This window comes from Pseudomonas vlassakiae (genome assembly GCF_014269035.2).
Classification (GTDB): domain Bacteria; phylum Pseudomonadota; class Gammaproteobacteria; order Pseudomonadales; family Pseudomonadaceae; genus Aquipseudomonas; species Aquipseudomonas vlassakiae.
Genome location: NZ_JABWRP020000021.1, coordinates 47,507 through 73,341 on the forward strand (window position 1 = coordinate 47,507; position 25,835 = coordinate 73,341).

General features: G+C 63.5%; 26 protein-coding genes and 1 pseudogene. 8 read left to right on the top strand and 19 right to left on the bottom strand.

Annotation, left to right across the window (positions count from 1 at the left end):
* Window positions 1-53 precede the first annotated feature (53 nt).
* The gene (locus HU738_RS22265; protein ID WP_186604127.1) at window positions 54-1,715 is read left to right on the top strand and encodes a ShlB/FhaC/HecB family hemolysin secretion/activation protein; all 1,662 of its coding nucleotides are present in this window, start codon (window positions 54-56) and stop codon (window positions 1,713-1,715) included.
* A 40-nt stretch (window positions 1,716-1,755) separates the two neighbouring features.
* On the opposite strand, the gene HU738_RS22270 is transcribed toward HU738_RS22265, so the two are convergent.
* The 8 genes from HU738_RS22270 to HU738_RS22305 all read right to left on the bottom strand — a co-directional run bounded on the left by HU738_RS22270 (window position 1,756) and on the right by HU738_RS22305 (window position 7,863).
* Window positions 1,756-2,523 carry a response regulator transcription factor gene (locus HU738_RS22270; RefSeq protein ID WP_186604175.1) on the bottom strand — a complete coding sequence of 256 codons (768 nt, stop codon included), beginning with the start codon at window positions 2,521-2,523 and terminating at the stop codon, window positions 1,756-1,758.
* A 133-nt stretch (window positions 2,524-2,656) separates the two neighbouring features.
* Window positions 2,657-3,127, bottom strand: a complete 471-nt coding sequence (locus tag HU738_RS22275; RefSeq protein WP_186604125.1) for an A24 family peptidase — start codon at window positions 3,125-3,127, stop codon at window positions 2,657-2,659.
* 166 nt (window positions 3,128-3,293) lie between these two features.
* The gene (locus tag HU738_RS22280; RefSeq protein WP_186604123.1) at window positions 3,294-3,863 is read right to left on the bottom strand and encodes a DUF4136 domain-containing protein; all 570 of its coding nucleotides are present in this window, start codon (window positions 3,861-3,863) and stop codon (window positions 3,294-3,296) included.
* Between the two features lie 19 nt (window positions 3,864-3,882).
* A complete protein-coding gene (locus tag HU738_RS22285) occupies window positions 3,883-4,518 on the bottom strand; it encodes a DUF4136 domain-containing protein (protein ID WP_176509634.1) in 636 nt (211 codons plus the stop codon).
* A gap of 22 nt (window positions 4,519-4,540) precedes the next feature.
* Entirely contained in the window at window positions 4,541-5,290 is a 750-nt protein-coding gene (locus tag HU738_RS22290) for a methyltransferase domain-containing protein (protein WP_186604121.1), read from the bottom strand.
* The gene (locus HU738_RS22295) at window positions 5,287-5,592 is read right to left on the bottom strand and encodes a MazG-like family protein (RefSeq protein ID WP_186604120.1); all 306 of its coding nucleotides are present in this window, start codon (window positions 5,590-5,592) and stop codon (window positions 5,287-5,289) included. The genes HU738_RS22290 and HU738_RS22295 overlap by 4 nt, the downstream gene beginning before the upstream one ends.
* Window positions 5,593-5,656: 64 nt before the next feature.
* On the bottom strand, window positions 5,657-6,508 hold the full coding sequence (locus tag HU738_RS22300) for a MaoC family dehydratase (RefSeq protein WP_186604118.1): 852 nt from the start codon (window positions 6,506-6,508) through the stop codon (window positions 5,657-5,659).
* Between the two features lie 2 nt (window positions 6,509-6,510).
* Window positions 6,511-7,863 carry a 3-oxoacyl-ACP reductase gene (locus HU738_RS22305; RefSeq protein ID WP_186604116.1) on the bottom strand — a complete coding sequence of 451 codons (1,353 nt, stop codon included), beginning with the start codon at window positions 7,861-7,863 and terminating at the stop codon, window positions 6,511-6,513.
* Between the two features lie 117 nt (window positions 7,864-7,980).
* Here HU738_RS22305 and HU738_RS22310 point away from each other — a divergent pair, with 117 nt between their 5' ends.
* Both HU738_RS22310 and HU738_RS22315 read left to right on the top strand, forming a co-directional pair.
* Entirely contained in the window at window positions 7,981-9,258 is a 1,278-nt protein-coding gene (locus HU738_RS22310; RefSeq protein ID WP_186604114.1) for an acetyl-CoA C-acetyltransferase, read from the top strand.
* A 58-nt stretch (window positions 9,259-9,316) separates the two neighbouring features.
* Window positions 9,317-10,096, top strand: coding sequence for an AraC family transcriptional regulator (locus tag HU738_RS22315; RefSeq protein ID WP_186604112.1), 780 nt, complete (start codon window positions 9,317-9,319; stop codon window positions 10,094-10,096).
* 59 nt (window positions 10,097-10,155) lie between these two features.
* Here HU738_RS22315 and HU738_RS26415 read toward each other — a convergent pair whose 3' ends face one another.
* From HU738_RS26415 to HU738_RS22335, 5 genes and pseudogenes are all read right to left on the bottom strand, one after another.
* Window positions 10,156-10,923: a methyl-accepting chemotaxis protein gene (locus tag HU738_RS26415; RefSeq protein ID WP_371260277.1), complete on the bottom strand. Its 768-nt coding sequence runs from the start codon at window positions 10,921-10,923 to the stop codon at window positions 10,156-10,158.
* Between the two features lie 90 nt (window positions 10,924-11,013).
* Window positions 11,014-12,150: pseudogene (locus HU738_RS26420) on the bottom strand (HAMP domain-containing protein); the annotation flags it as partial.
* Window positions 12,151-12,289: 139 nt separating this feature from the next.
* A complete protein-coding gene (gene cueR / locus HU738_RS22325) occupies window positions 12,290-12,694 on the bottom strand; it encodes a Cu(I)-responsive transcriptional regulator (RefSeq protein WP_186604108.1) in 405 nt (134 codons plus the stop codon).
* Window positions 12,691-15,090 carry a heavy metal translocating P-type ATPase gene (locus tag HU738_RS22330; protein ID WP_186604106.1) on the bottom strand — a complete coding sequence of 800 codons (2,400 nt, stop codon included), beginning with the start codon at window positions 15,088-15,090 and terminating at the stop codon, window positions 12,691-12,693. The genes cueR and HU738_RS22330 overlap by 4 nt, the downstream gene beginning before the upstream one ends.
* A 57-nt stretch (window positions 15,091-15,147) precedes the next feature.
* The gene (locus tag HU738_RS22335) at window positions 15,148-15,534 is read right to left on the bottom strand and encodes a hypothetical protein (protein ID WP_186604104.1); all 387 of its coding nucleotides are present in this window, start codon (window positions 15,532-15,534) and stop codon (window positions 15,148-15,150) included.
* A 146-nt stretch (window positions 15,535-15,680) separates the two neighbouring features.
* On the opposite strand from HU738_RS22335, the gene HU738_RS22340 reads away from it, so the two are divergent.
* Window positions 15,681-15,878 (top strand): heavy-metal-associated domain-containing protein, encoded by a 198-nt coding sequence (locus tag HU738_RS22340; RefSeq protein WP_186604102.1) that lies wholly within the window; start codon window positions 15,681-15,683, stop codon window positions 15,876-15,878.
* 105 nt (window positions 15,879-15,983) lie between these two features.
* Window positions 15,984-17,165, top strand: a complete 1,182-nt coding sequence (locus HU738_RS22345; protein WP_176509622.1) for a multidrug effflux MFS transporter — start codon at window positions 15,984-15,986, stop codon at window positions 17,163-17,165.
* Here the strand turns inward: HU738_RS22345 and HU738_RS26065 are convergent.
* Window positions 17,116-17,313: a hypothetical protein gene (locus tag HU738_RS26065; protein WP_082433666.1), complete on the bottom strand. Its 198-nt coding sequence runs from the start codon at window positions 17,311-17,313 to the stop codon at window positions 17,116-17,118. The two genes, HU738_RS22345 and HU738_RS26065, sit on opposite strands and share 50 nt — an antisense overlap.
* Before the next feature lie 452 nt (window positions 17,314-17,765).
* Between HU738_RS26065 and HU738_RS22350 the strand changes: the two genes are divergently transcribed.
* Window positions 17,766-18,467 carry an ArsR/SmtB family transcription factor gene (locus HU738_RS22350; protein ID WP_186604100.1) on the top strand — a complete coding sequence of 234 codons (702 nt, stop codon included), beginning with the start codon at window positions 17,766-17,768 and terminating at the stop codon, window positions 18,465-18,467.
* Between the two features lie 5 nt (window positions 18,468-18,472).
* Here HU738_RS22350 and HU738_RS22355 read toward each other — a convergent pair whose 3' ends face one another.
* From HU738_RS22355 to HU738_RS22375, 5 genes are all read right to left on the bottom strand, one after another.
* Window positions 18,473-19,420, bottom strand: a complete 948-nt coding sequence (locus HU738_RS22355) for an adenosine deaminase (protein WP_176509620.1) — start codon at window positions 19,418-19,420, stop codon at window positions 18,473-18,475.
* 84 nt (window positions 19,421-19,504) lie between these two features.
* Complete coding sequence (locus HU738_RS22360) at window positions 19,505-20,191, bottom strand: SDR family oxidoreductase (protein ID WP_186604098.1); 687 nt, start codon at window positions 20,189-20,191, stop codon at window positions 19,505-19,507.
* A gap of 370 nt (window positions 20,192-20,561) precedes the next feature.
* A complete protein-coding gene (locus tag HU738_RS22365) occupies window positions 20,562-21,146 on the bottom strand; it encodes an IMPACT family protein (RefSeq protein ID WP_186604096.1) in 585 nt (194 codons plus the stop codon).
* Between the two features lie 9 nt (window positions 21,147-21,155).
* Window positions 21,156-21,818, bottom strand: coding sequence for a TetR/AcrR family transcriptional regulator (locus tag HU738_RS22370; RefSeq protein WP_176509617.1), 663 nt, complete (start codon window positions 21,816-21,818; stop codon window positions 21,156-21,158).
* A gap of 90 nt (window positions 21,819-21,908) precedes the next feature.
* Window positions 21,909-22,826, bottom strand: a complete 918-nt coding sequence (locus HU738_RS22375; RefSeq protein ID WP_186604094.1) for a LysR family transcriptional regulator — start codon at window positions 22,824-22,826, stop codon at window positions 21,909-21,911.
* 118 nt (window positions 22,827-22,944) lie between these two features.
* Between HU738_RS22375 and aptA the strand changes: the two genes are divergently transcribed.
* Both aptA and HU738_RS22385 read left to right on the top strand, forming a co-directional pair.
* On the top strand, window positions 22,945-24,291 hold the full coding sequence (aptA, locus tag HU738_RS22380) for an omega-aminotransferase AptA (RefSeq protein ID WP_176509616.1): 1,347 nt from the start codon (window positions 22,945-22,947) through the stop codon (window positions 24,289-24,291).
* Between the two features lie 73 nt (window positions 24,292-24,364).
* On the top strand, window positions 24,365-25,835 hold a 1,471-nt coding region (locus HU738_RS22385; protein ID WP_217871495.1), incomplete at its 3' end, for a CoA-acylating methylmalonate-semialdehyde dehydrogenase.

Genomic DNA, 25,835 nt, shown 5'->3' on the forward strand with positions numbered 1-25,835 from the left:
GTGACGGGCGAGGCCGGCGACGCCCCGGTACCCAAGGGATTGTTGAGCGACCTATGCGTCTTCTGCTGATGCCCCTGCTGCTGTCGCCCTGGGCCAGTCTGCTGGTTGCCGAGCCATTGCCGGTGTTTCTCGACGGCCATGAATACGAGCGCCGCCTGCCCAGCGCGAATCTGCCGATCGACGCCTACCGCCCCCGTGCTGCGGACCCGCTCCTGGCGCCGCCCGTGATCGCCACCGGGACGCCGACACGGGCGACGCGTTTCGTGCTGCACAAGGTGCGCTTCGAGGGCGGGACGGTCTACCCGTTGAGCGAATTGCGCGAGCATTACCAGCCCTTGATTGGCCGTGAAGTGAGTGTTGGCGAGCTGCAGCAGTTCACCGAACGGCTGACCCAGCGCTACCAGCGCGACGGCTACCTGCTATCGCAGGCGTACCTGCCGGATCAGGATTTTGCCGATGGCCGCGTGCATGTCGTATTGGTCGAGGGGTATGTCCATGACGTTCGACGGCAAGGCGATGTCGGGCCCGCTGGCGCCTACCTCGAGGCGCTGCTGGAGCACGTGCGGGCGGAGCGCCCTCTGACCCAGGCGACGCTCGACCGCTTCATCGGCCTGGCCCAGCGCATTCCCGGTGTGACGTTGCAGGCTGTCCTGGGTCGGGCGGAGCACAGTGATGGGGCCGCGCAGCTTACCGTGCGGGCCTGGCGCAAGCCCTTCGATATGGCCGTGGCGTTCAGCGATGGCAGCCGCGATGGCCCGCAGGGGTTGTTCAAGGTGTCCAGCAATGCCCAGACGCGTTTTGCCGAGCAGTTGACGGCCAGCGTGCTGCTGCCACCGGGAGATGACCACAGCCATTACCAGCGCCTGGACTACAGCCAGCACCTGGACGCACAAGGCAGCCAGCTGCTGCTTTCAGCCGCTCGCTACCGCAGCGAGCCAGGCACACCTGTGCGTGTGGAACATGGTTCGCAGTTTTTCCAACGGATTGAAAGCGAGCGTTATGCAATCGGGCTTGGCCAACCGGTGATCGTCACGGCCGATGAATGGCTGGCGGTGACAGGGCATGTGTATGCGGTCAGTGAGCATGACGAAGCGCTCTACGGCGGCCGGGCACGCATCGACACCTCTGTACGTGCGCTGTCGTTCGAAGGCGATTGGCGCAAGGTCGAGGGCGGGCGGTTTCGCAGGGTCAGCGCCGGGGTGTATCAGGGGCTGGATTACCTGGGCGCTCGCACCGATGCGGATTACGACATGGACTTCCTGCGTTTTCGCGTGGCCGGGTTGCAGAGCGACCCGCTGTCGCAACGCTGGCAAGGCGTGCTGTCAGGCGCCTTGTACTGGACCGATGACCGGCTGCCCGACAGTGAGCATGCGGTCTTCGGCGGGCAGCATTTCGGTCATGGCTACCCGCAGGATCAGGCGGCGGGTGACAAGGGCTGGGGTGTCGCCTACGAGCTGAACTACAGTATTACGCCTGGCGCTGGCTGGGTGCGGCTGATGCAGCCGTATGTGCTGCTGGATGCTGCGCAGGCCTGGTACAACGGCGGACCACTCGAAGATGCCAGGATGCGTTCCGTGGCGTTGGGTGTGCGGCTGGGGGAGGGGCGGTACGGCAACGTGGCGCTGGAGGTGGCCAAGCCACTGGCCGATGTGGCCTTGGACAGCATGAGCAGAAGCCCACGCTGGACGGTGAGCTTCAGCTACTGGTTGGAGTGAATCCAGGCGATAGCGGCCTCATGAAACGCCTGGGAAACGCTTAGTGCGTGGTAAACCGCTGGTGAACAGGAGACGAACTTGGCGTCAACGCCAACGCCAGTTGGGTGCGGTTGTGCATGTGGGTCAAACGCAACACTTGCGACACATACAACTTCACAGTGTTCTCGGTGATCCCCAGTTCGCAGGCAATCTGGTAGTTGGTCTTGCCCTTGCTTACCAGCCGGGCGACCTCCAGTTGCCGCGGAGACAGCTTCTCGAACGCTGCCGGCAGCTCGCCTTCGGGCTCTTCGGCGGCATCGGTGGCGCGGCGGTGAACGCCCTGGCCTCGGGCTTTTTCCAGGTCCTGATACAGCTCGTCGATGGAACCGGCCAGGTCCTGCAGGCGTTGGTTGAGGTTGCCCAGGTCCTGGAGATTGGACCTGCGCTCCAGTAGCACTTGTTCCTGACGGCGCACGCCCTCGAGCAGTTCGTCGAAGTCCATGGGCTTCTGGTAGTAATCGGCGAAACCTTCACGCAGGGCACGGATCACGTCCTGCTTGTCGGCGCGCCCGGTGAGCATGATGGCTTCGAACATGCGCTGGCGCCCGGCAATGTCCTTGAGTGCCTGCATGAGCTCGATGCCATCGCGATTGGGCATGTGCAGGTCGCACAACACCAGGCCAATCGCGTCGTCGGCGCTGAACCGTTCGATGGCTTCGTCGGTGGAGTGGGCCGCAACGCAAGGGTGGCCCTGGGACAGAAGGAATTCACACAATTGTTCGACGATCAGCGGCTGGTCATCCACCACCAGAACTTTCACATCACTCATTGACTTGGTCACGATCAACTCCCTGTTCGTAAATGACCCCGGCTCCCCGAGCCAGACGCTCTGGCAGCTTAAAAATAGACGCTGCCTGCGATTCCGTACAAGTCTTGTACAAGTGATCGGACCCTGTGAACGCTCATTGGATCCATACGGCAGTCAATAAAAAGCCTGCCAGCACGTAAGGCACGAAGGCTTGTTTGTCGCCCATTTCTTCTGTGAGTGTGGCCAGGCGCTTCTTCACCTTGGGGTTGAGCAGCGTCCACAGGCGCCTGCGGGTCAGCAACCAGAGCACCACGCTGACCCCGGCTCCGATGAAGGTGCCGAGCACGTATTGCGGGCTGGTAGCAAGCGCCAGCGCTCCCATCAGCTTGACGTCGTCAGCGCCGAAGCGGCCCAGCATGTAGCCTGGCAGCGTCAGCAGCATGACTATGGCCAGAGCCCAGCCAGCGTCGCTGGCATCGGCGCCGATCCATGAGTGGCCCGTGGCAAACAGCCAGACCAGCGCGCCAGCGGCGAAACCCAGGGTCAGCATATTGGCGATCTGGCGTTCGCGGATATCTTGTTCGGTGCACAAGGCAAGCCACATCAGGAGAACAATGCTTTGCATCGGCAGGCCGCCTTTCCCATTCGTTGAACACTGCTACCCGATCAGTCAGGTTTCCTAATCAGGGTAGACGCGATCTGACGAACGGGCATGGCCGACTGGCAAAAAGGTCGTTGCAGGAGCGGCCCTGTGTCGCAAGAAGGGCCGCGAAGCGGCCCCTGCGACGGGCTTACTTCACCCGGCCCGGCGGGTAGTTGCCGAGCACCTGGGCAACGGTCTTCTGAATGGCGCTGTTACGCTCGTCGGGGCTAGGCGGGTAATTGTTCATGATCTGTTCGGCACTGCCGCGCCAGACCAGCTTGCCGTCACGGCCATCGAACATGTCGATCTGGATGGTAGCCACCTTGTAATCGACACTGCGGGTTTCGTTGTACATCGGCCCGCCCCAATAGCCGTTCCAGTAGCCGCCCCAAGCCCCGCCATAGTTGGTGGTGATCTGCTGCTGGCGCTGTTCGACGATCAGGTAGGCACGGACGGTGACGTCAGGCCGGGCATTGCCCTGGGCCGGGCGCAGGCCACGCTGCTCGAGCTGGTCGGCGACCGCGGCACGGATGCGTTGCTCGGTCAGGTCGCTCTTGATGCGTGGATCATCCGGGCGATATTGCAGGCCCGGTTCCTGCCATGCCCAGCTGCGGTAGGCGGCGAAATCGCGGCTGGCGTCGAAATCCTGCTGGACGTTGTTGCTGGAGCAGGCGGCCAGCAGCAGCGCGATTGACAGTAGAACGAGGCGGCGCAACATGATGGTTCTCCGTTAGGCATTAACTGGGAGGATAGCCGCTGAGCGCCTTGTGAACCGATTCGCGCAGGGCGGTCTCGCGATCGCGCGGCGAACTTTTGTCACTGCCGCTTTCAGCGCTGGCGCTCCACACCGGCTGGCCGTTGCGGGCATCGAACAGGTCGATGCGCACTACCATCACCTCCACTTCGTAGGTGCGTACGACCGGCACGCTGCCGTAGGCGCCGTAACCATTGCGGTAGCCGCCGAAACCGACGCTGCCGTAGGGGTACGGGCCGTAATACGGGTCGTAATAGTCATAGTCGCGCACCTGGCGCAGGCGCCGTTCCAGGCGCATGTCGGCGCTCACCAGCAGGTCGCCGATAGCGCCGTGAGCAGGGCGCAGGCCATGTTGGTCCAGGGCACCGCTGACGGCGTCGGCGATTTGTGCCGGGTCGGCGTCGGCATTGCCGCTTGGCAGCTGGCCGTTACGCCAGCTCCAGCTGCGGTAGTGGCCATAGTCACGCGCTGGCGCCGGGTAGGCACTGGCGTCGAAGGTGTTGGCCGCTTGCGCAGGGGCTGGCGGCAGCGGGCGGCTGCTGGCCACGTAGGGGTTGCTGGCCTGACAGGCGGCCAGGGCGAGCGGCAGCAGGGCCAGGCACAACGGACGGTACGGCATGTATCCCTCCCGGAGGGCGCAATCAGCGGGGGCGGCACATCCAGTGCAGGTAGCGGCCAAGCCCGGCAAAACTTGGGTGACGGCGGTGGGCCAGTTCCATTTCCAGCAGGTCGAGCAACTCGGCCTTGTCCTGGAATTCCTTGGGCATGTAGTCATGGAAGACGCGCACGCCGCTCTCGCTTTCAACGTGCCACACCCCTTCAAGTTGCGCCTTCAGTTCCCGTGGATCAAGCGGTTTTTGCGGGGTCAGGCTTTGCTTTTCACCTTCCAGGCGGTTGCTGCGCAACTTGCGGAAATGGCCCTTGAGCAAGTTGCGGTAGACCAGCGCATCGCGGTTGTAGAACGCCAGCGACAGCCAGCCCTCCGGGCTGGTCAGCTGGTGCAGCACCGGCAGGATGCTCTGCGGTTCGGCCAGCCATTCCAGCACAGCGTGGCAGAGCACCAGGTCATAAGGCTCGGTGAGCTGGCCAAGCAGCTCTTGCCAGGGCGCCTGGATGAAGGTTGCCGATTGGCCCGCTTCTGTGAAGCGTGCCCGGGCGCCCTCCAACATCGGCGCGGCGGGTTCGGCCAGCGTTACATCGTGCCCGCGCTGGGCCAGCCACAAGGCCATGTGACCCAGGCCGGCGCCGATGTCGAGCACCCGCAACGGTCGGTCGGGCAGCGCGTCGGCCAGGTCGGCCTGGAGCACGGCGAGGCGAATGGCTCCTTTGGCACCGCCATAGATCTTTTCGGCAAAGCGTGTGGCCAGTTGGTCGAAGTGACGGTCATTCATCGTGCGAAACGCCTCTCGCTGTCGGCCAGCTTGGCGCGCACCACCTGCTCCATGTCCAGGCCCAGCTCGTTGCACAGCAGCAACAGGTAGAGCACCACGTCGCCGACTTCCTGGCCGGCGTGGGCCAGCTGGTCGGCGGGCAGCTGGCGCGATTGGTCCTCGCTCAGCCACTGGAAGATTTCCACCAGCTCGGCCATTTCCACACTGGCTGCCATCGCCAGGTTCTTCGGGCTGTGAAAGCCGTGCCAGTCATTGTTGTCGCGGATCCGATGCAGGCGTTCGGTGAGTTCTTGCAGGTTCATCTGGGTCTCCTAATGCCGCATAGCTTCTGCCCAGGCCCGATGCAAAGCAAGTGCAATCAGGGTGCTAGAGCACGGCCCAGCGCCCGACCATGTGCAGCACCCCACCCTGTCCGTCCAGCCTCAGTTCACCCGCCGGCCCCGCTTCGCTGGCGCTCAGGACAACCTCCGATGGCAAGCGCACCGGTTTGCGGAAGTCCACCGCGAAGCGATAACCACTGTTGGGCATGTGCGTGCGCAGGGCTGCCAGCGCCATGGCATTGCTCCACATGCCATGGGCGATGGCCTTGGGAAAGCCGAACAGGCGAGCGCTGACGGCACTCAGGTGAATCGGGTTGTAGTCACCACAGACCTTGGCGTAGCGCCGGCCGATATCACTGTCGGCATACCAGCGGGTGACCTCCGGCAGCGCCGCAGGCTCGGTTACCTGGCTTTCGTCGAACGGCCCCTCCAGCTTCAGGCCACGCACCAGCATACGGCTGGTTTCGCGCCACAGCAGGCCCAAGCCATCCTCGGCTTCGGTGACCAGGTCAAAGGTGCCGCCCTTGGCATGGGCCTGCAGATTGTCGGCGTACACCGCAAAGCGCAGCCCGTCGATACCACCCAGCGGGCGGAGCACGTCGATGCGGTTGTGCAGGTGCACCAGCCCGAGCAACGGAAAAGGGAAGTCGTGGGCGGTCAGCAGTTGCAACTGAAGGGTGAACGCCATTATGTGTGGGTAGGTGCCAGGCAAGCGGCCATCGTCGGTGAAATGGCAGAGCCGACGATAGGCCGCCAGGTTGCCGGGCTGCACTCGGATGAAGCTGCGCAGACCGCCGGCGGGCAGGGTAGCGCCGCCGATCTTGCGTTTGCTGGCGGCGCGCAGGTAGAGGCTGGCGCGTGAGTCCGGGCTATGCACGTCTTGCCATTGGCGGCTCATGTTCAGGCCCCCATCAAGGCCTGGCCGCAGACACGCAGCACCTGGCCGTTGACCGCGCCAGAGCCTGGCTGGCTAAGCCAGGCGATGGCTTCGGCGACGTCCTGCGGGCGCCCGCCCTGGCCCAGTGAACTCAGGCGCCGCCCGGCCTCGCGCAGGCCAATGGGCATGGCCGCGGTCATGTGGGTTTCGATGAAACCAGGCGCCACCGCATTGATGCTGCCGCCGCGCTCGGCAAGCTTCGCCGCCCAGGCCTCGGCGAAGCCGATCAGGCCGGCCTTGCTCGCGGCGTAGTTGGCCTGGCCGCGGTTGCCGGCGATACCGCTGACCGACGCCAGCAGGGTAATACGTGCGTTGTCGCCCAGCGCACCCCCGTCATGCAAGGCTTGGGTCAGTACCTGCGGGGCCTTGAGGTTGACTGCCAGTACCGCGTCCCAGTATTCCGGGGTCATGTTGGCCAGGGTCTTGTCGCGGGTGATGCCGGCGTTGTGCACGACGATATCGATGCCCTCGGGCAGGGCTTCGAGCAGTTTCGCGGCGGCATCGCTGGCGCAAATGTCCAGGCCCAAGGCCTTGCCACCCAGGCGTGCGGCGAGGGCGTCGAGCTCCTGCTGGGCCTGGGGCACGTCGAGCAGCATCACTTCGGCGCCATCACGCGCCAGGGTTTCGGCGATGGCGGCGCCGATGCCACGTGCAGCGCCCGTGACCAGCGCGCGACGGCCACCGAGCGGGCGGGTCCAGTCTTCGACCTGGGCTGCGCAGGCCTGCAGGCGCAGGACCTGGCCGGAAACAAAGGCGCTCTTGGGTGACAGGAAGAAGCGCAAGGCCCCTTCGAGCTGAGCTTCAGCGCCCGTCGCCACATACAGCAACTGCGCCGTAGCGCCGTTGCGCAGCTCTTTGGCCAGCGAACGGCAGAAGCCTTCCAGGGCGCGCTGGGCGACGCTGGCCAGCGGGTCGTCGAGCGATTCAGGCGCACGTCCAAGGATCACCACGTGGGCACACGGAGCGAGGCTGCGCAGCAGGGGCTGGAAGAATTCGCGCAATTGTTTCAACTGGTCGCTGTCGGACAGATGGCTGGCGTCGAACACCACGGCCTTGAGCTTCGGCCCCAGGCCGGCGACCCAAGCGGGGGCCTGCAAGGCGTCGCCATTGAAGCTGAACAGCGTGTCGGTCAGGCGCGGGGCGATGGCCTCGACCTGGTTCGCCAGTGGCCCGCCACCCAGCACCAGCGCGCCCTCCACCGGACGCAGGCGGCCCGCCTGCCAGCGCTCCAGCGGCGCTGGGCGCGGCAGGCCAAGGGCATCGACGAGGCGGCGCCCGAGCTGGGAGTTGGCAAAGCCGAGATAGCGATCGCTCATGTGCGGGTCTCCAGAAGGCAAGCTTGCAAGTGTGGACCAAGTTTGTGGCCAGGTCGTTCGAATGCGGCAAAAACACCTAGGCTGTACGGATCAAATTGTTTCAGGAGGAGCAAACGCATGCGTTCAACTCGCCGGGTCGCGATCCTGGGCGGCAACCGTATCCCTTTCGCCCGCTCCAACGGCGCCTACGCCACCGCCAGCAATCAGGCGATGCTGACCGCAGCCCTGGAAGGCCTGATCGAGCGTTATCGCCTGCACGGGCTGCGCCTGGGCGAAGTGGTGGCCGGGGCGGTACTCAAGCACTCGCGGGACATGAGCCTGACCCGGGAGTGCGTGCTCGGTTCACGCCTGTCGCCGCAAACGCCCGCCTACGACATCCAGCAGGCCTGTGGCACCGGCCTGGAGGCGGCACTGCTGGTGGCCAACAAGATTGCCCTCGGGCAGATCGACTGCGGTATCGCCGGTGGCGTGGACACCACGTCCGACGCCCCGATCGGCGTCAATGAGGGGCTGCGGCGCATCCTCCTGCAAGCCAATCGCGGCAAGACCTTGGCTGAGCGGCTCAAGCCGTTCCTGCAATTGCGCCCGGGCCATCTGAAACCTGAACTGCCGCGCAATGGCGAACCGCGTACCGGCCTGTCGATGGGCGAGCATTGCGAACGCATGGCGCAAACCTGGGGGATTGACCGCGCCGACCAGGACGCGCTGACGCTGCACAGCCACCAGCGCTTGGCAGCCTCGTACAGCGAAGGCTGGCAGAATGACCTGGTGATGCCGTTCCTGGGCCTTTCGCGAGACAACAACCTGCGCGCTGACCTGACTCTGGAGCAGATGGCCAGGCTCAAGCCGTCGTTCGACCGCAGTGGGCTGGGCACGTTGACGCCGGGCAACTCCACGCCGCTGACCGATGGCGCCTCGGTGGTGCTGCTTGGCAGCGAGCAATGGGCTCAACAACAGGGCCTGCCGATACTGGCCTACCTGGTCGATGGCGAAACCGCTGCGGTGGACTTCGTCACTGGCCGCGAAGGGCTGTTGATGGCGCCGGTGTACGCAGTGCCGCGCCTGCTGGCACGCAATGGCCTGACCTTGCAGGACTTCGATTACTACGAAATCCACGAAGCCTTTGCGGCCCAGGTGCTGTGCACCCTCAAGGCCTGGGAGGATGCCGAGTACTGCCGGCAGAAGCTGGGGCTTGCGGCAGCGCTTGGCACCATTGATCGCAGCAAGCTCAACGTCAAGGGCAGCTCGTTGGCGGCAGGCCACCCGTTCGCCGCGACCGGGGGGCGGATTTTGGCCAACCTGGCGAAGTTGCTGGAAAAGGCGGGGACAGGACGTGGCTTGATATCCATCTGCGCTGCGGGCGGGCAAGGGGTGACGGTGATCGTCGAGCGTTGACCGGAGGGCGCTGCTGATCTCTGTTAGGCTTGTCTGCTCAGCACTACAAGAATTCGCTATGCAGACGATCGGACATCCGCGCGCCATTCCTGCCCTGGAGCAGTTGCCCCGGCCACTTTATGCCCGTGCCGAAAGCCTTGGCGCGGGGTCCTGGACCACTCGCCACAGCCATGACTGGGTGCAGTTTTCCTACGCCATCAGCGGAGTATTGGGGGTGTATACCGACGATGGCAGCTACTTCGCCCCACCGCAGTGGGGCGTGTGGATACCGGCCGATGCCGAACATGAAGTGGTTACCTCCGGGCAGGCTGAAATGCGCAGCCTGTACATCCGCCGTGATGCCTGCCCCTGGGCGCCGGTGCACTGCCGGGTGCTGGAAGTGACGGCATTGGCGCGGGAATTGATCAAGCAGTTTTGCCTGTTCCCGGCTGAATATGCCGAGGGTGACAGTGCCGAAGGCCGCCTGGTAGCCGTGTTGCTCGACCAGTTGCGCACCTTGCCGGAGGTGGGGTTCTCGTTGCCGTTGCCGCGGCACCCCGGCTTGCTGGCGCTGTGCAACGGGCTGATCGCCGCGCCGGACCAGATGCAGACCTTGCAGCAGTGGGCGGTGCAGTTGGGATGCTCGGAAAAGACCTTGATGCGGCTGTTCCAGCGCGAGACCGGGTTGAGTTTTCGCAACTGGCGCCAGCGGATGCGGCTACTGTCGTCGCTGGCGTTGCTGGAGGCGGGGGAGAGTGTGACCGAGGCGGCGCTGGGTTGTGGCTATGATTCAACCTCGGCGTACATTGCGGCCTTCAAGCAGTTGTTCGGGGCGACTCCCGGGGAATTGAGGCTTTGATGTCCGCTGTGCCGGGCTCCTCGCGGGTAAACCCGCGAAGAGGCCCGGACAGACGAAACTCAGGTGCGGAAGCGACGCACCAGCGAGTCCAGTTCATTGGACAGCCCGGCCAGGCTCTCGGAGTCCTGACGCGCCGCCTGGGCCAGTTCCGCCACCAACTGCGCATCGCCATGAATCTGGCTGATATGGCGGTTGATGTCCTCGGCCACCTGGTGCTGCTCTTCCGCCGCCGTGGCGATCTGCGTGTTCATATCGCGAATGATATCCACCGACTCGCGAATCTGCCCGAAACTGTCACGGGCCAGGCCTATGCGGCTGACCGACTGCTGCGACACTTCAAGGCTGGCATGCATCTGCTCGGCCACTTGCGCGGTGCGGCTGGCCAGGTTACCCAGCAAACCATCGATTTCCGCCGTGGAGTCGGCCGTGCGCTTGGCCAATGCCCGCACCTCGTCGGCCACCACGGCAAAGCCCCGGCCCTGTTCGCCGGCGCGGGCCGCTTCGATGGCTGCGTTGAGTGCCAGCAGGTTGGTCTGTTCGGCAATCGAGCGGATGGTGCCGAGGATTGACTGGATGGCGTTACTGTCGCGCTCCAGTTGCTGGATCGACTGGGCCGACTGTTCGATCTCCTGGCTGAGGCGGTCGACGCTGTTGACGGCCGCGTCGATCTGCTGCTGGCCTTCGCGGGCTTGCTGCTGGCCGCTGTCGGCCGACTGCGCGGCCTGGCTGCAGGAGCGGGCGACTTCGTTGGCGGTGGCGACCATTTCGTGGAACGCGGTGGAGACCATGTCCACTGCTTCACGCTGGCGTCCGGCCGCCTCGGCCATGTCGCTGGAAACCCGTGTGGAGCTGCTGGAGGTGCTGAGGATCTTGCTGGCGGCCGAGCCGATATGCTGGATGAGGCTGCGGATGGCGCCCAGGAACTGGTTGAACCAGTTGGCCAGTTGCGCGGTTTCGTCGCGCCCGCGCACGTCGAGGTTGCGGGTCAGGTCGCCTTCGCCCTGGGCAATGTCTTCCAGGCCGCTGGTGACGCTGTTGATCGGGCGCACGATGAGTTTGGCGAAGGCAGTGCCGACCACCGCGAACAGTGCCGCCAGTACCAGGGCGATGGCGCCGATCAGCCAAGTCAGGCGGGTGGTGGTCTGCATCACTTCGCCATGCTGGATAAGGCCGATGAAGGTCCAGCCGAGTTTTTCGTCGGGGTAGACGTTGGCCATGTAACGCTCGCCGTTGATCTCGACCTCGACCAGGCCCTTGCCGGCCTTGGCCAGTTCGGCGTAGCCGTCGCCAAAGCTGGCCAGCTGCTTGAAGTTGTGGCTGGCGTCGCGTGGGTCGACCATCACGTTGCCGTTGTTTTCCACCAGCATCAGATAGCCGCTTTCGCCCAGCTTGATCTGCTTGACGATCTCGGTCAGGCCCTTGAGCGACACGTCGATGTTGACCACGCCACCTGGGTTGCCGAGCTGGTTGGCCACGGCGCGCACGGTGCTGATCAGCACGGCATCGTCGGCGGCCCAGTAATAGGCGCCGGTGCGTACGGTCTTGCCAGGGTTGGCCATGGCCAGTTGGTACCAAGGACGCGGACGCGGGTCATAGTTGACGAACTTCTGCCCGGCGGGCCAGCCGACGTAGCCGCCGTCATTCACCCCGTAGGCGACGTAGGCATAGCCAGGGTGGGTTTCTGCCAGACGTGTGAAAAATTCCAGCAGTTGCTTGTCCTGATCGCCCAGCTCGTAGGACGGGTTGGCGCTCAGGAACTTGTTCAGGTTGTTGCCCGTGGCCGCCACCATCGGTTGCGAGGCCAGGTAGTCGACATTCTGGTCGATGCCCTGGAAGAAGATGTTCATCGCGTTGCTGACCTGGCGGATCTCCCGGCTGCTGCTGTCGAGGAAACCGTCACGCGCTTCGCCGCGCAGGTTGATGACCACCAAGGTGGCTACGAGGACGATGGGCAAGCCCGCGATGATCGCGAAGGCCCATGTCAGTTTCTGTTTGATGTTCATCGACGCTCCCGGGGTTTGTTTTTTTGCACGCGAGGCAGGTAGCCACTGCATCGGCAGGGTCCGGGGAATTTTTAGCGAAAGTGCCCGTATTTATTGGGCGAAGTCGCATTTGGCGACTATTCGGTCGGCTTTAGGCTAATATGGCATACCAAAGGTGTGCGACGTGCCGATCTCAGCACGCCGCCTGCTTTCAATGGCAGCATCCTGCGCCTTTGGCCAGGTCCTTCAGAATCGGGCAGTCCGGGCGGTCATCCCCCTGGCAGTGGGCAACCAGATCGCCCAGGGTGTCACGCAGGCTCACCAGCTCGTCGATGCGCCGGTTCAGCTCATCGATGTGCTGCATGGCCAGCGCCTTGACGTCGGCGCTGGCACGGCCGCGGTCCTGCCACAAGGTCAGCAGTTTGCCCACTTCTTCCAGGGAAAACCCCAGGTCACGGGAGCGCTTGATGAATGCCAGGCTGTGCAAGTCCTCGGCCTGGTACAAGCGGTAGCCGCTGTCGCTACGGGTGGCCGGCTTGAGCAGGCCGATGGATTCGTAATAGCGGATCATCTTGGTACTGAGCCCGCTACGGCGGGCGGCCTGGCCAATGTTCATCGGGCCTCCTGCAAGGTGCTGGTGGGTTTCCAGGTCTTCAACCACAGGGCATTGCTGACCACGCTGACGCTGGACAGCGCCATGGCGGCGCCGGCCAGTACCGGGTTGAGATAGCCAAGCGCGGCCAGGGGAATGCCGATCAGGTTGTAGATGAAGGCCCAGAACAGATTCTGACGGATTTTTGCATAGGTCTTGCGGCTGATCTCCAGCGCGGCGGGCACCAGCAGTGGGTCACCGCGCATCAGGGTGATGCCGGCAGCCTGCATGGCCACGTCTGTGCCACCGCCCATGGCGATGCCGATGTCGGCAGCGGCCAGGGCTGGGGCATCGTTGATGCCGTCGCCGACCATCGCCACCACTCCGTTGTTTTTCAGGGTGGCCACGGTGGCGGCCTTGTCGGCCGGCAGTACTTCGGCGTGCACATCGTCAATGCCAAGGGCATCGGCCACCACCTTGGCACTTCCGCGGTTGTCGCCGGTCAGCAGGTGGCTGCTGATGTGGCGGGCGTGCAGGGCAGCGATGGCCTGCTCGGCACCCGGTTTGAGGCTATCGCCAAAGGCGAACAGGCCGAGCACGCGGGGCGCCGTACCGCGTTCGATGAGCCACGACAAGGTGCGGCCTTCGGCTTCCCAGGCTTGAGCGCTGGCAGCCAGTTGGCCGGGTTGCAGGCCGCTTTCTTCGAGCAGCCGGCGGTTGCCCAGCGCCAGCTCGCGACCTCCCACACGCCCGGCAATGCCCCGACCGGTAAGCGACTGACTGTCGGTGACGACGGGTACTTCGAGGCCTTGCTCGGCACAGGCATCCAGTACCGCCTTGGCCAGCGGGTGTTCGCTGCCGCGCTGCAGGGCTCCGGCCAGGCGGTGCAGGTCGGCGCCGTCACCGTCCAGCGCCTGGCTGTGGACGATGCGCGGGCTGCCAGAGGTGAGGGTGCCGGTCTTGTCGAACACCACGCGGTTGACCGCATGGGCCCGCTCCAGCGCTTCGGCGTCCTTGATCAGGATGCCGTGGCGAGCGGCCACACCGGTGCCGGCCATGATCGCTGCCGGCGTGGCCAGGCCCAGGGCGCAGGGGCAGGCGATGACCAGCACGGCGACCGCATTGATCAGGGCAGTCTCCAGCGTTGCACCCGCCAGCCACCAGCCAATCAAAGTGAACAATGCCAGCACCAGCACGGCGGGCACGAAGACCTGGCTGACGCGATCGACCAGTTTCTGGATCGGTGCCTTGGCGGCTTGTGCGTCCTCGACCAGACGGATGATACGCGCCAGCACGGTTTCCGTGCCCAGCGCCTGAGTACGCACCAGCAGCCGGCCTTCGCCATTGATGGCACCGCCGGTGACGTTGTCGCCGGGTTGTTTGGGGACCGGCAGGCTCTCACCGCTGATCAATGCTTCGTCGGCGTGGCTGCTGCCTTCCTCCACCGTACCGTCGACCGGGAAGCGTTCGCCAGGCTTGACCAGAACCAGGTCGCCGAGGCGCAGTTGGGCAATCGCCACGTCTTCTTCGCGGCCGTCGATGACGCGCACGGCCCGTTCCGGGCGCAGGGCTTCCAAAGCGCGAATGGCACTGGCCGTCTGGCGCTTGGCCCGGCTTTCGAGGTACTTGCCCAGCAGCACCAGGGCGATGACTACCGCCGAAGCTTCGAAGTAGAGGTGGGGGGCCATTCCGACCGGGGCCTTGGCCCATTGGTACAGGCTCAGGCCGTACCCTGCGCTGGTGCCCAGGGCGACCAGCAGGTCCATGTTGCCGGCACCGGCCCGCACGGCTTTGTAGGCGGCCTTGTAGAAGCGTGCGCCAAGCATGAACTGCACCGGGGTGGCCAGCGCGAACTGCGCCCAGGCGGGCAGCATCCAGTGCAGGCCGAAGGGTTGCACCAGCATCGGCAGCACCAATGGCAGCGCCAGCAACAGCGCAGCGGCTACGGCCAGGCGCTCGTTGCGCAGGCGTCTTTGGGCATCTTGCTGATCATCCTTGGCCGCTTGGGGCAGGCTGGCGCGATAGCCGGCTGCTTCGACGGTGGCAATCAACAACTGATCGTCGAGCGCCTGCAGCACTTCAAGGTGGGCACGCTCGCTGGCCAGGTTGACGCTGACATGTTCAACCCCCGGCAATTTGCCGAGGGCGCGCTCCACGCGGCCGACGCAGCTGGCACAGGTCATGCCGCTGATCTGCAGCTCCACGGTTCGGGTGGGTACGCCATAGCCGGCGCTGCGCACGGCTTCGACCAGGGCTGGCAGGCTACCTGCCGGGGCCTGGACCCTGGCCTGTTCAGTGGCGAGGTTGACGCTGACCTGATCGGCGCCGCTGACCTTTCGCAGGGCGCGCTCGACACGGCCCGCACAGCTGGCGCAGGTCATGCCGGAAATCGGCAGGTTGAACGTGTTGGATGCGGGCATGGCTCTCCTCCTTGGCAGGGCTAGAGCATCAGCATCAACCTTGCCACGCGGGGAAGGTCAATAGCCCAGGCCGGCTCGCTTCAGTTCAAGACCCTGTTGGCCCATGGCGATGCGGTACTTGCTGATCTGGCCTGCCTGCAGGTTGAGCCGCGTGCTGCGTTGGTCCTCGATACCCGGGGCACACCCCGGCATCTGCCCGGGCAACAGGCGCAGGCGAACATCAATCGGACCGGGCGGCAGGTTGAAAGACGTTGACTGTTCCTGGAAGACGCGCCCCGAAAGCTGATCGTTGAGGTACACGCCGATTTCGCAGCTGGTGGCCACTTCCAGGCGTTCCCGGGAAATGATCAGCACGCTGTAGTCCGAGTTGCCCTCGGCGCTGGCCGGCGGCACTGCCGTCAGTGCGGCCAACAGCCCGACAACGCCCACTGCTGTCCTGAACATGAAGAATCTCCTGCTTGCACAAATCGTCAAAGGCGCAGCTTGGCCGAGGTCCGCGCGGATTTCCAGCCCGGCCGTTTCACGCAGAACTTGACCTTGCCCCGATGGCAAGCTTGAAACTGGGCAAAACCCTGAAGGAGGTAGTCCCCATGCAAGTGTTCAATGTTCAAGGCATGACCTGTGGCCATTGCGTGAAAGCCGTGACTCGTGCAGTACAGGAAAAGGATGCGCAGGCTACCGTGGAAGTCGATCTGCCTGGCCAGCAAGTGCGGGTGCAAAGCTCACTGGCCGCGGAGCAGGTATTGGCGGCTATTCGGGAGGAAGGCTACCAAGCTGAAGTGGCCTGAACCGAGGTGCCGCACTGCGGCCCTGTTTTGTTGCAAATGTTTTCATGCTGAGGGTGGCCACTGCAGGTAGACTTGGCAGCTTGCTTAGCCTGCTATGGATTCCTGATGAACCTGCGAATGGTCCTGATCCTGGGCGCACTGAGTGCGTTCGGGCCCTTGGCGATCGACTTCTACCTGCCCGCCTTCCCGGCCATGGCGCAGGCGTTCGCCACCGACGAAAAACATGTACAGGCCACCCTGGCGGCCTATTTCCTCGGCCTGTCGATCGGCCAGCTCGCCTACGGGCCGGTGGCAGACCGCTTCGGCCGGCGCAAACCGCTGTTGTTCGGGGTGGCGCTGTTCACCCTGGCCTCACTGGCCTGTGCTTACGCCCCTAACCTCGACACCTTGATCCTGGCGCGCTTTGTCCAGGCGCTGGGCGGCTGCGCTGGCATGGTCCTGTCGCGGGCCATCGTCAGCGACAAGTGCGACCCGGTGGCGTCGGCCAAGGTGTTCTCTCAGTTGATGCTGGTGATGGGCCTGGCCCCCATCCTTGCGCCGATGCTTGGCGGGGTCCTGGTGAACCTGGCCGGTTGGCAGTCGATTTTCCTGGCGCTGAGCCTGTTCAGCGCGGCCAGCCTGCTGGCGGTAAGCCTGGGCCTGCCGGAAAGCCTGCCGGCCAGCATGCCGCGCCAGCCGCTGTCAGGCGCATTGCGTCAGTACCTGCGGTTATTGACTGACCGTGTGTTCATCGGCCATGCCTTGACCGGTGGTATCGCCATTGCCGGGATGTTTGCCTACATCGCCGGTTCACCTTTCGTATTCATCAAGCTCTATGGCGTACCCGCAGAGCATTATGGCTGGCTGTTCGGTACCAACGCGGCCGGCTTCATTCTGGTCGCCCAGGTCAACGCGCGCCTGCTGGCCAAGCGAGGCCCGGCATTCCTGTTGGTGCGGGCGGTCTGGCTGTACTTGGCAGCAGGCCTGGTATTGCTTGGCGTGGCAGCCCTGCGCCCGGCGCAGTTGTGGCCATTGCTGGTACCGCTGTTCGTCTGCATTGCCAGCCTGGGGTGCATCATCCCCAATGCGTCGGCCTGCGCCATGAGTGGCCAGGGCGCGCGGGCAGGCAGTGCTTCGGCATTGATGGGCTGCCTGCAATTCAGCGTCGCGGCCGGTGCGGCCTCGCTGGTCGGCGTGCTGCATGATGGCAGTGCCGTGCCCATGACGTTGGTGATCAGCCTCTGCGGGGCACTGGTGGTCAGTGTCGCGCTGTTGACCCGGCGTTTGCAGGCCACGCGTCCAGCATGAGCGGGTGAGGTGCCTGCAGGCGGGTTTGCAGGGTGGCAACGAAGGCACGTGCTTCTGCCTCGCTGCGAAAACTCACCACATGCTGGTCGAGCCTTACCTGCCAGGGGCAGTTGGGGTTGCGATTCGACGCACTGACGACAATCTTCATCGTGGCATACCTCCGATTGGGGGGAGAGCGGATCAAGTGTAGCGCTGCAGTCTGCTGGCGCCATGGCTTGGGTGACTGTCCTGACTGGCGGTCCGGGCGCCATTCGTTATGGCCTGTGCGACGTTTCCAGCGGATATCCCTGGATTGATGTGGAAGCTTCGATTTGATTTGCGCTACTTGAGGAAGTGCGCTGTCAGCAGAGTCGCTACTCACTCTGGGCCATCCTTCCTCATGCCCTTTATTTTCCTTTCTCTTCCAGGTTGTGCCGATTCTGGCGCGCGAAAGGGTGGCCCCACCCAACGCTGAATGAGCCCGCTTGAGCATGCGCCAGGCTGCCGGGAGCGGCACGGGCGCGGCTTATACTGGCCCTTGGCAGTTTGCTTGAGAGGCGACCAGCGTAACCAATGCTGGCCTCTGAAACCGAACGTGATCATGCGGGGAGATACAGGGACATGAATGCAGTCAGTAGTATCAGTCAGATTGCCGGCCTGATGGCCGACCCCAAGCGTAGCGCGATGTTGTGGGCGCTAATCGATGGCACACCGCGGCCGACAGATGAACTGGCGATGATGGCCGGCCTGAGCGCGTCGTCGGCCTGTGCCCACCTTTCGTTGCTGTCTTCGGCCGGCCTGCTCAGGCTTGAGGCGCGCGGGCGCAAGCGCTACTTCAGGCTCGCCACGCCTCAGGTGGGCGTTGCTGTCGAAGCGCTGGCCAGCGTCCAGCTGGTGTCGACAAAGGGGCCGCGCACGGAGGTGCTGCAGCTGCCGATGTCGATGCGCAGGGCACGTCGCTGTGGCGAACACCTGGGCGGCGAGCTGGCGGGTGAGTTGTATCACCGGCTGGTGGTGGCGGGCTGGCTGGAGGGCAGCGAGCGGGAACTGATGGTCAGTGAGGAGGGGCGAACGCAACTGGCTGCCATGGGCGTCTACATCGATGCGCTGGCATCGCGGCGGCACTGTGTGATCTGCCATTGCAATGAATGGAGCGACCAAGGGCCACACTTGGGCGGTAGCCTTGGTCAGGCGTTGCTCAAACTGTTTTTGCAGTCTGGCTGGATACGCGAGCCTGAGGGCACGCGGGTACTGCAGATTTCTGCCGAGGGTGTGCAGCAGATCAACTGTATAGCCCGCGTGACCAACTTGCAGGTCGGTTGACGCCTTCAGACCAGGCGAGCATCCAGGCTGTTTTGCGCCAGTCGGCGGGCCTGGTCTTCGGTCATGCCCAGGTGGGTGTGCAGGGCGTGGTAGTTTTCGGTGACATAACCGCCAAAGTAGGCCGGGTCGTCCGAGTTCACTGTCACCTTCACGCCTCGTTCCAGCATGTCGAGGATGTTGTGCTGGCTCATGTGGTCGAACACGCAGAGCTTGGTGTTCGACAACGGGCAGACGGTGAGCGGGATCTGCTCGTCGATGATGCGTTGCATCAGGCGTTCGTCTTCGATGGCGCGTACACCGTGGTCGATACGCTTGATCTTCAGCAGGTCGAGGGCTTCCCAGATGTACTCGGGTGGGCCTTCCTCACCGGCGTGGGCCACGGCCACGAAGCCTTCACTGCGGGCGCGGTCGAACACCCGCTGGAACTTGCTGGGTGGGTGGCCCATTTCCGAACTGTCCAGGCCGACGGCGATGAACGCGTCGCGGAAGGGCAGCGCTTGGTCGAGGGTTTTTTGCGCTTCGTCTTCGCTCAGGTGGCGCAGGAAGCTCAGGATCAGGCCGCTGCTGATACCCAGCTGTTCGCGACCGTCTTTCAACGCCTGGTTGATGCCGTTGAGCACGACCTCGAACGGGATGCCACGGTCGGTGTGGGTCTGCGGATCGAAGAACGGTTCGGTATGGACCACATTCTGCGCCTTGCAGCGTTGCAGGTAAGCCCAGGTCAGGTCGTAGAAGTCCTGTTCGGTGCGCAGCACGTCTGCGCCTTGGTAATACAGGTCGAGAAACTCTTGGAGGTTGTTGAACGCATAGGCGCGACGAAGGGTTTCCACGTCGTTCCAGGGCAGGGCGATCTTGTTGCGCTCGGCCAGGGCGAACAACAGCTCGGGTTCCAACGAGCCTTCAAGGTGCAGGTGCAGTTCTGCCTTGGGCAGGGCATTCAGCCAGTCATACATAAGGAGGGAGTCTCGAATCAGGTACGGTTGCCGCCATTCTACAGGGCCTGGCCGGGCATTGCGCCCGGCCGGTCGGTATTCACCTCACCAGGTGAGTGATTCGCCTTTGTAGTTGATGAAGCGCAGGCCACCGTGTCCGCTTTGCGCCTTGATCTGTTCGAGCATGCCCCGGGTGCTGGTGAGCACGTCGATCTCGGCGTTTTCGCCACCCATGTCGGTCTTCACCCAGCCCGGGTGCATGGCCAGTACGCACAGGTCGGGGCGCTGCAGATCGACCACGAAACTGTTGATCATGGAATTGAGCGCGGCCTTGCTGGCCTTATACAGGCAGATCTCGCCACCGTCGGGGATGGTCACGCTGCCGAGGATCGAGCTCATGAACGCGAGCACGCCGCTGCCTTCGCGTACCTGGCCGGCCAGGCGCCGGGCGACACGGATCGGGGCCACGGCATTGGTCATGAACAGATCGCCAACGGCCTGGACGTTCACGGTCTCCAGGTCTTGCGGCAGGGGGCCCATGACCCCGGCGTTGATGAAGACCAGGTCGAACAGCTGGCCTTGCAGGCGTTGCTGGAGGCCATCGAGCTGGGTGGTGTCGTTCATTTCCAGTTGCTCGATGCGCACGCCGGGGACATCGGCAAGGGCGCCTGGCAGTTGAGGGTTGCGCACGGTTGCAACAATGTTCCAGCCGTCTTCGTGCAGACGTTGTACCAGGCCCAGGCCGAGACCGCGGGAAGCGCCGATGATGAGGGCAGTTCTGGAGGATGCCATAGGAACATTCCTTTATCGGTGGAGGAAAAGGCATTGAGCATACTGCAGAGTTCGAACCTATGCCTCGCCTGCTTCACGATTGGCTAAAAAATGTACAGGTGCGTCTGGCCGTGAGCGGGCGGGTGCTTGGCGTGTTGGCTAACGGGTTATCCACAGGCTCGTCCACAGTAAATGTGTGCAAGCGCCACGATCGGGTTTGTGCAATCTTCCAGACACATTGGGGATAACTTCTGCAGGCTCAGTCGTTTACTGTTGTCATCAAACAGTGATCAAAATATGCTCAGTGCTCTGGAGGCCTTGCAGTGCTTGGCCTGCAACGGAGTGCCCCAAGCTTATCCACAGGCCAGCCCACAGTTGCTGTGGGCAAACCTCAGTATGCTTCGAGAAGGATCCGGCCGCGGCTCAGGTCCGCCAGTTGCTGTTGCAATACAGGCACATGGGCTTCGCCCACAGCGATATGCAGGTCGACGCCATTGGCGGTGAACTGCTCGTCGAGTACCAGACCCTCCACCTCTGCCAGGCGCAGTTTCACCAGGGCCAACTCGCTGAAGGTGCAACTGCAGGTGTACTCGCTGCGCTGGACCAGCAGGCGTTTGGGGGCTTGCTGCAGGCACTTGTTGGCGCCACCGCCATAGGCACGCGCCAGTCCGCCGGTGCCCAGCTGAATACCGCCGTACCAGCGAATCACCAGCACCGCCACCTGGTCGCAGTCCTGGGCTTCGATGGCCGCCAGGATTGGCCTTCCGGCAGTGCCGCCCGGTTCGCCATCGTCATTGCTGCGGTATTGCCCGCCGATTTTCCATGCCCAGCAGTTGTGGGTGGCGGCCAAGTCACTGTGACGCTCGATGAAGCTCATCGCCTCGGCGGCACTGTTGATCGGGCTGGCGAGGGTGATGAAGCGGCTCTTGCGGATTTCCTCGCGAAATTCGCAGAGGTCGAGCAGGGTAGAAGGCATAGATGAACGTCAGGCACTCGGCTTTATGCCGCACCCCTTGAGAATGATGTGGATAAGGTTGTTGCTGGCATCTTCCATGTCTTGCTTGGTCAGCCGGCTGCGGCCCGTGACCTGGCAAATCTGGGTGGCGAAGTCAGCATAGTGCTGGGTACTGCCCCAGAGCAGGAAAATCAGATGCACCGGGTCGACCGGGTCCATCTTGCCGGCGTCCATCCAGGCTTGGAACACGGCGGCCCGCCCGCGGAACCATTCGCGGTAGTCGGCGCTGAAATACTCGGTCAGGCAGGTACCCCCGCTGATCACTTCCATCGCGAAGATGCGCGATGCCTGCGGGTTGCGCCGGGAGAACTCCATCTTGGTGCGGATGTACTGGCTCAGCGCTTCGCCTGGGTCGTCGTCGACGCTCAGGGCATTGAAGGTGCTGTCCCACAGCTCGATGATGTTGCTCAGCACGGCGATGTAGAGGCCGAGCTTGTTGGTGAAGTAGTAATGCAGGTTGGCCTTGGGCAAGCCGGCTTTCAGCGCGATGGTGTTCATGCTGGTGCCTTTGAACCCATGGCGGGCGAATTCGTCTTCGGCGGCCTGGATGATGGCCTGTTCGTTCTTCTGGCGGATGCGGCCGGCGGGCTTGCCAGAGGCGGCGAGGCGATGCGCAGGGACTTCTAGGGTCATGGACGATTCCGGACAGGTCTGTGGCAACGAATGTCGGACAAGATTACCTGCCTGTGCTGGCGTGACAAGCCTTAGCGTCAGAAGCTGGCATCAACGTGTCGCAGCCAGGCTTTCCAGGAAGCTTTCCAGTACCAGGTTCGGTCGCCGCCCTTTGCGCGTTACCCAGCTCAGGCTCAGGTCATAGAAGCGTTGCGCAGGCTTGAGTGCACGCAGGCGACCTTGTTGGACCCAGAACGCGGCGTAGTGGTCGGGCAGGTAGCCAATATAGCGGCCGGTGAGGATCAGGAACGCCATGCCTTCGCGGTCCGAAGCACTGGCAGTGCAGTTGAGCGCCTGGTAGTGCGCCTGGATTTCCGCAGGCAGGCGGAAGGTTGGCGCGATCGCTTCCTGGCTGTTGAGGCGGTCATCGTCGATCTGCTGGTTGTCGGCGTAGAACAACGGGTGGCCAACTGCGCAGTAGAGCTGTGACCGTTCGCTGTACAGCGGTTGGTATTCCAGGCCGGACAGAGGGCTGGTCTGGGGGACCACGCCGACGTGCAGGCTGCCGTCCAGTACCCCTTGCTCCACCTGGCTGGGGGCGATCATGCGGATCTGGATGCGCACATCCGGGCCGCGGTCCTTGAGTTCGGCCAAGGCATGGGTGATACGCATATGCGGCAGGGTGACCAGGTTGTCGGTAAGGCCGATGTTCAGCTCGCCGCGCAAGTGCTGGTGCAAGCCGTTGACCTCGGTACGGAATGTTTCGAGTGCACTGAGCAACTGCAATGCCGAGTGATAGACCTCGCGGCCTTCCTCGGTCAGCGAGAAACCGGCACGACCACGCTGGCACAAGCGCAGACCCAGGCGCTGTTCGAGATCGTTCATTTGCTGGCTGATGGCTGAACGGCCAATCCCCAGCACGTTCTCCGCAGCCGAGAAACCGCCGCATTCAACCACGCTTCGGTAGATTTTCAGCAGGCGGATGTCGAAATCGCTCACTTGTGCGAGAGGGTCGGGTCGTCTGCTCATATGTTTAGTCTTGCGCTACCTGAAGATTAGAAATGTAGGCTTTTTCAGACTTTATCCGCGTGCGAATTTAGCTGCAACAACATCCATCGTTGCCTGATCGCCTTCCGAGGAACCGCCGATGAACATGCCTGAAACCGCTACTGCGGGTATCGCCAGCCAGCTGAAGCTGGATGCCCACTGGATGCCCTACACCGCCAACCGTAACTTCCAGCGCGACCCGCGCCTGATCGTGGCGGCCCAAGGCAACTACCTGGTCGATGACAAGGGGCGCAAGGTCTTCGACGCCCTGTCTGGCCTGTGGACCTGTGGCGCCGGGCATACCCGCAAGGAAATCACCGAAGCGGTTGCACGCCAGGTCGGTACCCTCGATTATTCCCCGGCGTTCCAGTTCGGCCACCCGCTGTCCTTCCAGCTGGCCGAGAAAATCGCCGAGCTGACCCCGGGCGACTTGAATCACGTCTTCTATACCAACTCCGGCTCCGAGTGCTGCGACACTGCGCTGAAGATGGTGCGTGCCTACTGGCGCCTGAAAGGCCAGGCCACCAAGACCAAGATCATTGGCCGTGCCCGTGGTTATCACGGGGTGAACATTGCCGGCACCAGCCTGGGTGGCGTCAACGGTAACCGCAAGATGTTCGGACAGTTGCTGGACGTCGACCACCTGCCTCATACCGTGCTGCCAGTTAACGCCTTCTCCAAAGGCCTGCCGGAAGAGGGCGGTATCGCCCTGGCAGATGAAATGCTCAAGCTGATCGAGCTGCACGATGCCTCGAACATCGCAGCGGTGATCGTCGAGCCTTTGGCGGGTTCCGCCGGCGTGCTGCCGCCGCCGAAGGGTTACCTGAAGCGCCTGCGTGAAATCTGCTCCCAGCACAACATCCTGCTGATCTTCGACGAAGTGATCACAGGCTTTGGCCGCATGGGCGCCATGACTGGCTCCGAGGCCTTTGGTGTCACCCCTGACCTGATGTGCATCGCCAAACAGGTCACCAACGGTGCCATCCCCATGGGGGCGGTCATCGCCACCCGCGAGATCTACCAGACCTTCATGAACCAGCCGACGCCGGAATATGCGGTGGAATTCCCCCACGGCTACACCTACTCGGCGCACCCGGTAGCCTGCGCTGCTGGTCTCGCCGCGCTCGATCTGCTGCAGAAGGAAAGCCTGGTGCAATCGGCTGCCGAACTGGCACCGCACTTCGAGAAGCTGCTGCATGGCGTGAAGGGCACCAAGAACATCGTCGACATCCGTAACTACGGCCTGGCCGGCGCGATCCAGATCGCCGCCCGCGATGGCGATGCCATCGTGCGTCCGTACGAAGCCGCCATGAAGCTGTGGCAAGCCGGCTTCTATGTGCGCTTCGGTGGCGACACCCTGCAGTTCGGCCCAACCTTCAATACCCAGCCGCAGGAACTGGACCGCTTGTTCGACGCGGTCGGTGAAGCCCTGAACCAGATCGACTGATCTTTCCGCTTTTGACGTAGGGCGCGTGAACCCATCACGCGCCTGCCTCAACCTTCTTTATCTGGAGTTTTGCATGAGCATTGTTCAGCACCTGATCCACGGCGAGCTGGTTACCAAGGGTGAGCGCACCGCCGATGTCTTCAACCCGTCTACCGGTCAGGCGGTGCGCAAGGTCGAACTGGCTAGCCGCGCGACCGTACAGGAAGCCATTGACTCGGCCAAGGCTGCCTTCCCGGCCTGGCGCAACACCCCACCGGCCAAGCGCGCCCAGGTGATGTTCCGCTTCAAGCAACTGCTGGAGCAAAACGAAGCCCGCATCTCGCAGATGATCAGCGAAGAGCACGGCAAGACCCTGGAAGACGCGGCCGGCGAACTGAAGCGTGGCATCGAGAACGTCGAGTTCGCCTGTGCTGCACCGGAAGTGCTGAAAGGCGAGTACAGCCGCAACGTCGGCCCGAACATCGATGCCTGGTCCGACTTCCAGCCGCTGGGTGTGGTCGCTGGCATCACGCCGTTCAACTTCCCGGCCATGGTGCCGCTGTGGATGTACCCTCTGGCCATTGCCTGCGGTAACGCGTTCATTCTCAAACCATCCGAGCGTGACCCGAGCTCGACCCTGTTCATCGCTCAGTTGCTGCTGGAGGCTGGCCTGCCGAAGGGCATCCTCAACGTGGTGCATGGTGACAAGGAAGCGGTCGATGCACTGATCGAAGCACCGGAAGTGAAAGCGCTGAGCTTCGTCGGTTCGACGCCGATTGCCGAATACATCTATGCCGAAGGCACCAAGCGTGGCAAGCGTGTACAGGCCCTGGGCGGTGCGAAGAACCACGCGGTGTTGATGCCCGATGCCGACCTGGACAACGCGGTCAGCGCGCTGATGGGCGCTGCCTATGGTTCGTGCGGCGAGCGCTGCATGGCTATTTCGGTGGCAGTGTGCGTGGGTGATCAGGTTGCCGATGCACTGATCGCCAAGCTGGAGCCGCAGATCAAGGCGCTGAAGATTGGGGCTGGCACTTCCTGCGGCCTGGACATGGGCCCGCTGGTCACTGCCGCTGCCCGTGACAAGGTTGTCGGTTACATCGACGATGGCGTTGCCGCTGGCGCCAAGCTCGTAGTGGATGGCCGTGGCTTGCGTGTGCCAGGTAATGAAGATGGCTACTTCGTTGGCGGCACGCTGTTCGACAACGTGACCCCGCAGATGCGCATCTATAAAGAAGAGATCTTTGGCCCGGTGCTGTGCGTGGTGCGCGTTAACAGCCTGGAGCAGGCCATGCAGCTGATCAACGATCATGAATATGGCAACGGTACCTGCATCTTCACTCGTGACGGTGAAGCGGCGCGCCTGTTCTGTGACGAAATCGAAGTGGGCATGGTCGGCGTCAACGTACCGCTGCCGGTGCCGGTTGCGTATCACAGCTTCGGTGGCTGGAAGCGTTCGCTGTTCGGCGACCTGCATGCCTATGGCCCGGACGGTGTGCGCTTCTATACCCGTCGCAAGGCGATCACCCAGCGTTGGCCGCAGCGGGCCAGCCATGAGGCCTCGC

Bases quoted from the DNA above. Each gene is read 5' to 3' on its own strand.
- HU738_RS22265 (WP_186604127.1), top strand. From the start codon at position 54: ATGCGTCTTCTGCTGATGCCCCTGCTGCTGTCGCCCTGGGCCAGTCTG.
- HU738_RS22270 (WP_186604175.1), bottom strand. From the start codon at position 2,523: ATGAGTGATGTGAAAGTTCTGGTGGTGGATGACCAGCCGCTGATCGTC.
- HU738_RS22275 (WP_186604125.1), bottom strand. From the start codon at position 3,127: ATGCAAAGCATTGTTCTCCTGATGTGGCTTGCCTTGTGCACCGAACAA.
- HU738_RS22280 (WP_186604123.1), bottom strand. From the start codon at position 3,863: ATGTTGCGCCGCCTCGTTCTACTGTCAATCGCGCTGCTGCTGGCCGCC.
- HU738_RS22285 (WP_176509634.1), bottom strand. From the start codon at position 4,518: ATGCCGTACCGTCCGTTGTGCCTGGCCCTGCTGCCGCTCGCCCTGGCC.
- HU738_RS22290 (WP_186604121.1), bottom strand. From the start codon at position 5,290: ATGAATGACCGTCACTTCGACCAACTGGCCACACGCTTTGCCGAAAAG.
- HU738_RS22295 (WP_186604120.1), bottom strand. From the start codon at position 5,592: ATGAACCTGCAAGAACTCACCGAACGCCTGCATCGGATCCGCGACAAC.
- HU738_RS22300 (WP_186604118.1), bottom strand. From the start codon at position 6,508: ATGAGCCGCCAATGGCAAGACGTGCATAGCCCGGACTCACGCGCCAGC.
- HU738_RS22305 (WP_186604116.1), bottom strand. From the start codon at position 7,863: ATGAGCGATCGCTATCTCGGCTTTGCCAACTCCCAGCTCGGGCGCCGC.
- HU738_RS22310 (WP_186604114.1), top strand. From the start codon at position 7,981: ATGCGTTCAACTCGCCGGGTCGCGATCCTGGGCGGCAACCGTATCCCT.
- HU738_RS22315 (WP_186604112.1), top strand. From the start codon at position 9,317: ATGCAGACGATCGGACATCCGCGCGCCATTCCTGCCCTGGAGCAGTTG.
- HU738_RS26415 (WP_371260277.1), bottom strand. From the start codon at position 10,923: ATGGCCGAGGCGGCCGGACGCCAGCGTGAAGCAGTGGACATGGTCTCC.
- cueR (WP_186604108.1), bottom strand. From the start codon at position 12,694: ATGAACATTGGCCAGGCCGCCCGCCGTAGCGGGCTCAGTACCAAGATG.
- HU738_RS22330 (WP_186604106.1), bottom strand. From the start codon at position 15,090: ATGCCCGCATCCAACACGTTCAACCTGCCGATTTCCGGCATGACCTGC.
- HU738_RS22335 (WP_186604104.1), bottom strand. From the start codon at position 15,534: ATGTTCAGGACAGCAGTGGGCGTTGTCGGGCTGTTGGCCGCACTGACG.
- HU738_RS22340 (WP_186604102.1), top strand. From the start codon at position 15,681: ATGCAAGTGTTCAATGTTCAAGGCATGACCTGTGGCCATTGCGTGAAA.
- HU738_RS22345 (WP_176509622.1), top strand. From the start codon at position 15,984: ATGAACCTGCGAATGGTCCTGATCCTGGGCGCACTGAGTGCGTTCGGG.
- HU738_RS26065 (WP_082433666.1), bottom strand. From the start codon at position 17,313: ATGAAGATTGTCGTCAGTGCGTCGAATCGCAACCCCAACTGCCCCTGG.
- HU738_RS22350 (WP_186604100.1), top strand. From the start codon at position 17,766: ATGAATGCAGTCAGTAGTATCAGTCAGATTGCCGGCCTGATGGCCGAC.
- HU738_RS22355 (WP_176509620.1), bottom strand. From the start codon at position 19,420: ATGTATGACTGGCTGAATGCCCTGCCCAAGGCAGAACTGCACCTGCAC.
- HU738_RS22360 (WP_186604098.1), bottom strand. From the start codon at position 20,191: ATGGCATCCTCCAGAACTGCCCTCATCATCGGCGCTTCCCGCGGTCTC.
- HU738_RS22365 (WP_186604096.1), bottom strand. From the start codon at position 21,146: ATGCCTTCTACCCTGCTCGACCTCTGCGAATTTCGCGAGGAAATCCGC.
- HU738_RS22370 (WP_176509617.1), bottom strand. From the start codon at position 21,818: ATGACCCTAGAAGTCCCTGCGCATCGCCTCGCCGCCTCTGGCAAGCCC.
- HU738_RS22375 (WP_186604094.1), bottom strand. From the start codon at position 22,826: ATGAGCAGACGACCCGACCCTCTCGCACAAGTGAGCGATTTCGACATC.
- aptA (WP_176509616.1), top strand. From the start codon at position 22,945: ATGAACATGCCTGAAACCGCTACTGCGGGTATCGCCAGCCAGCTGAAG.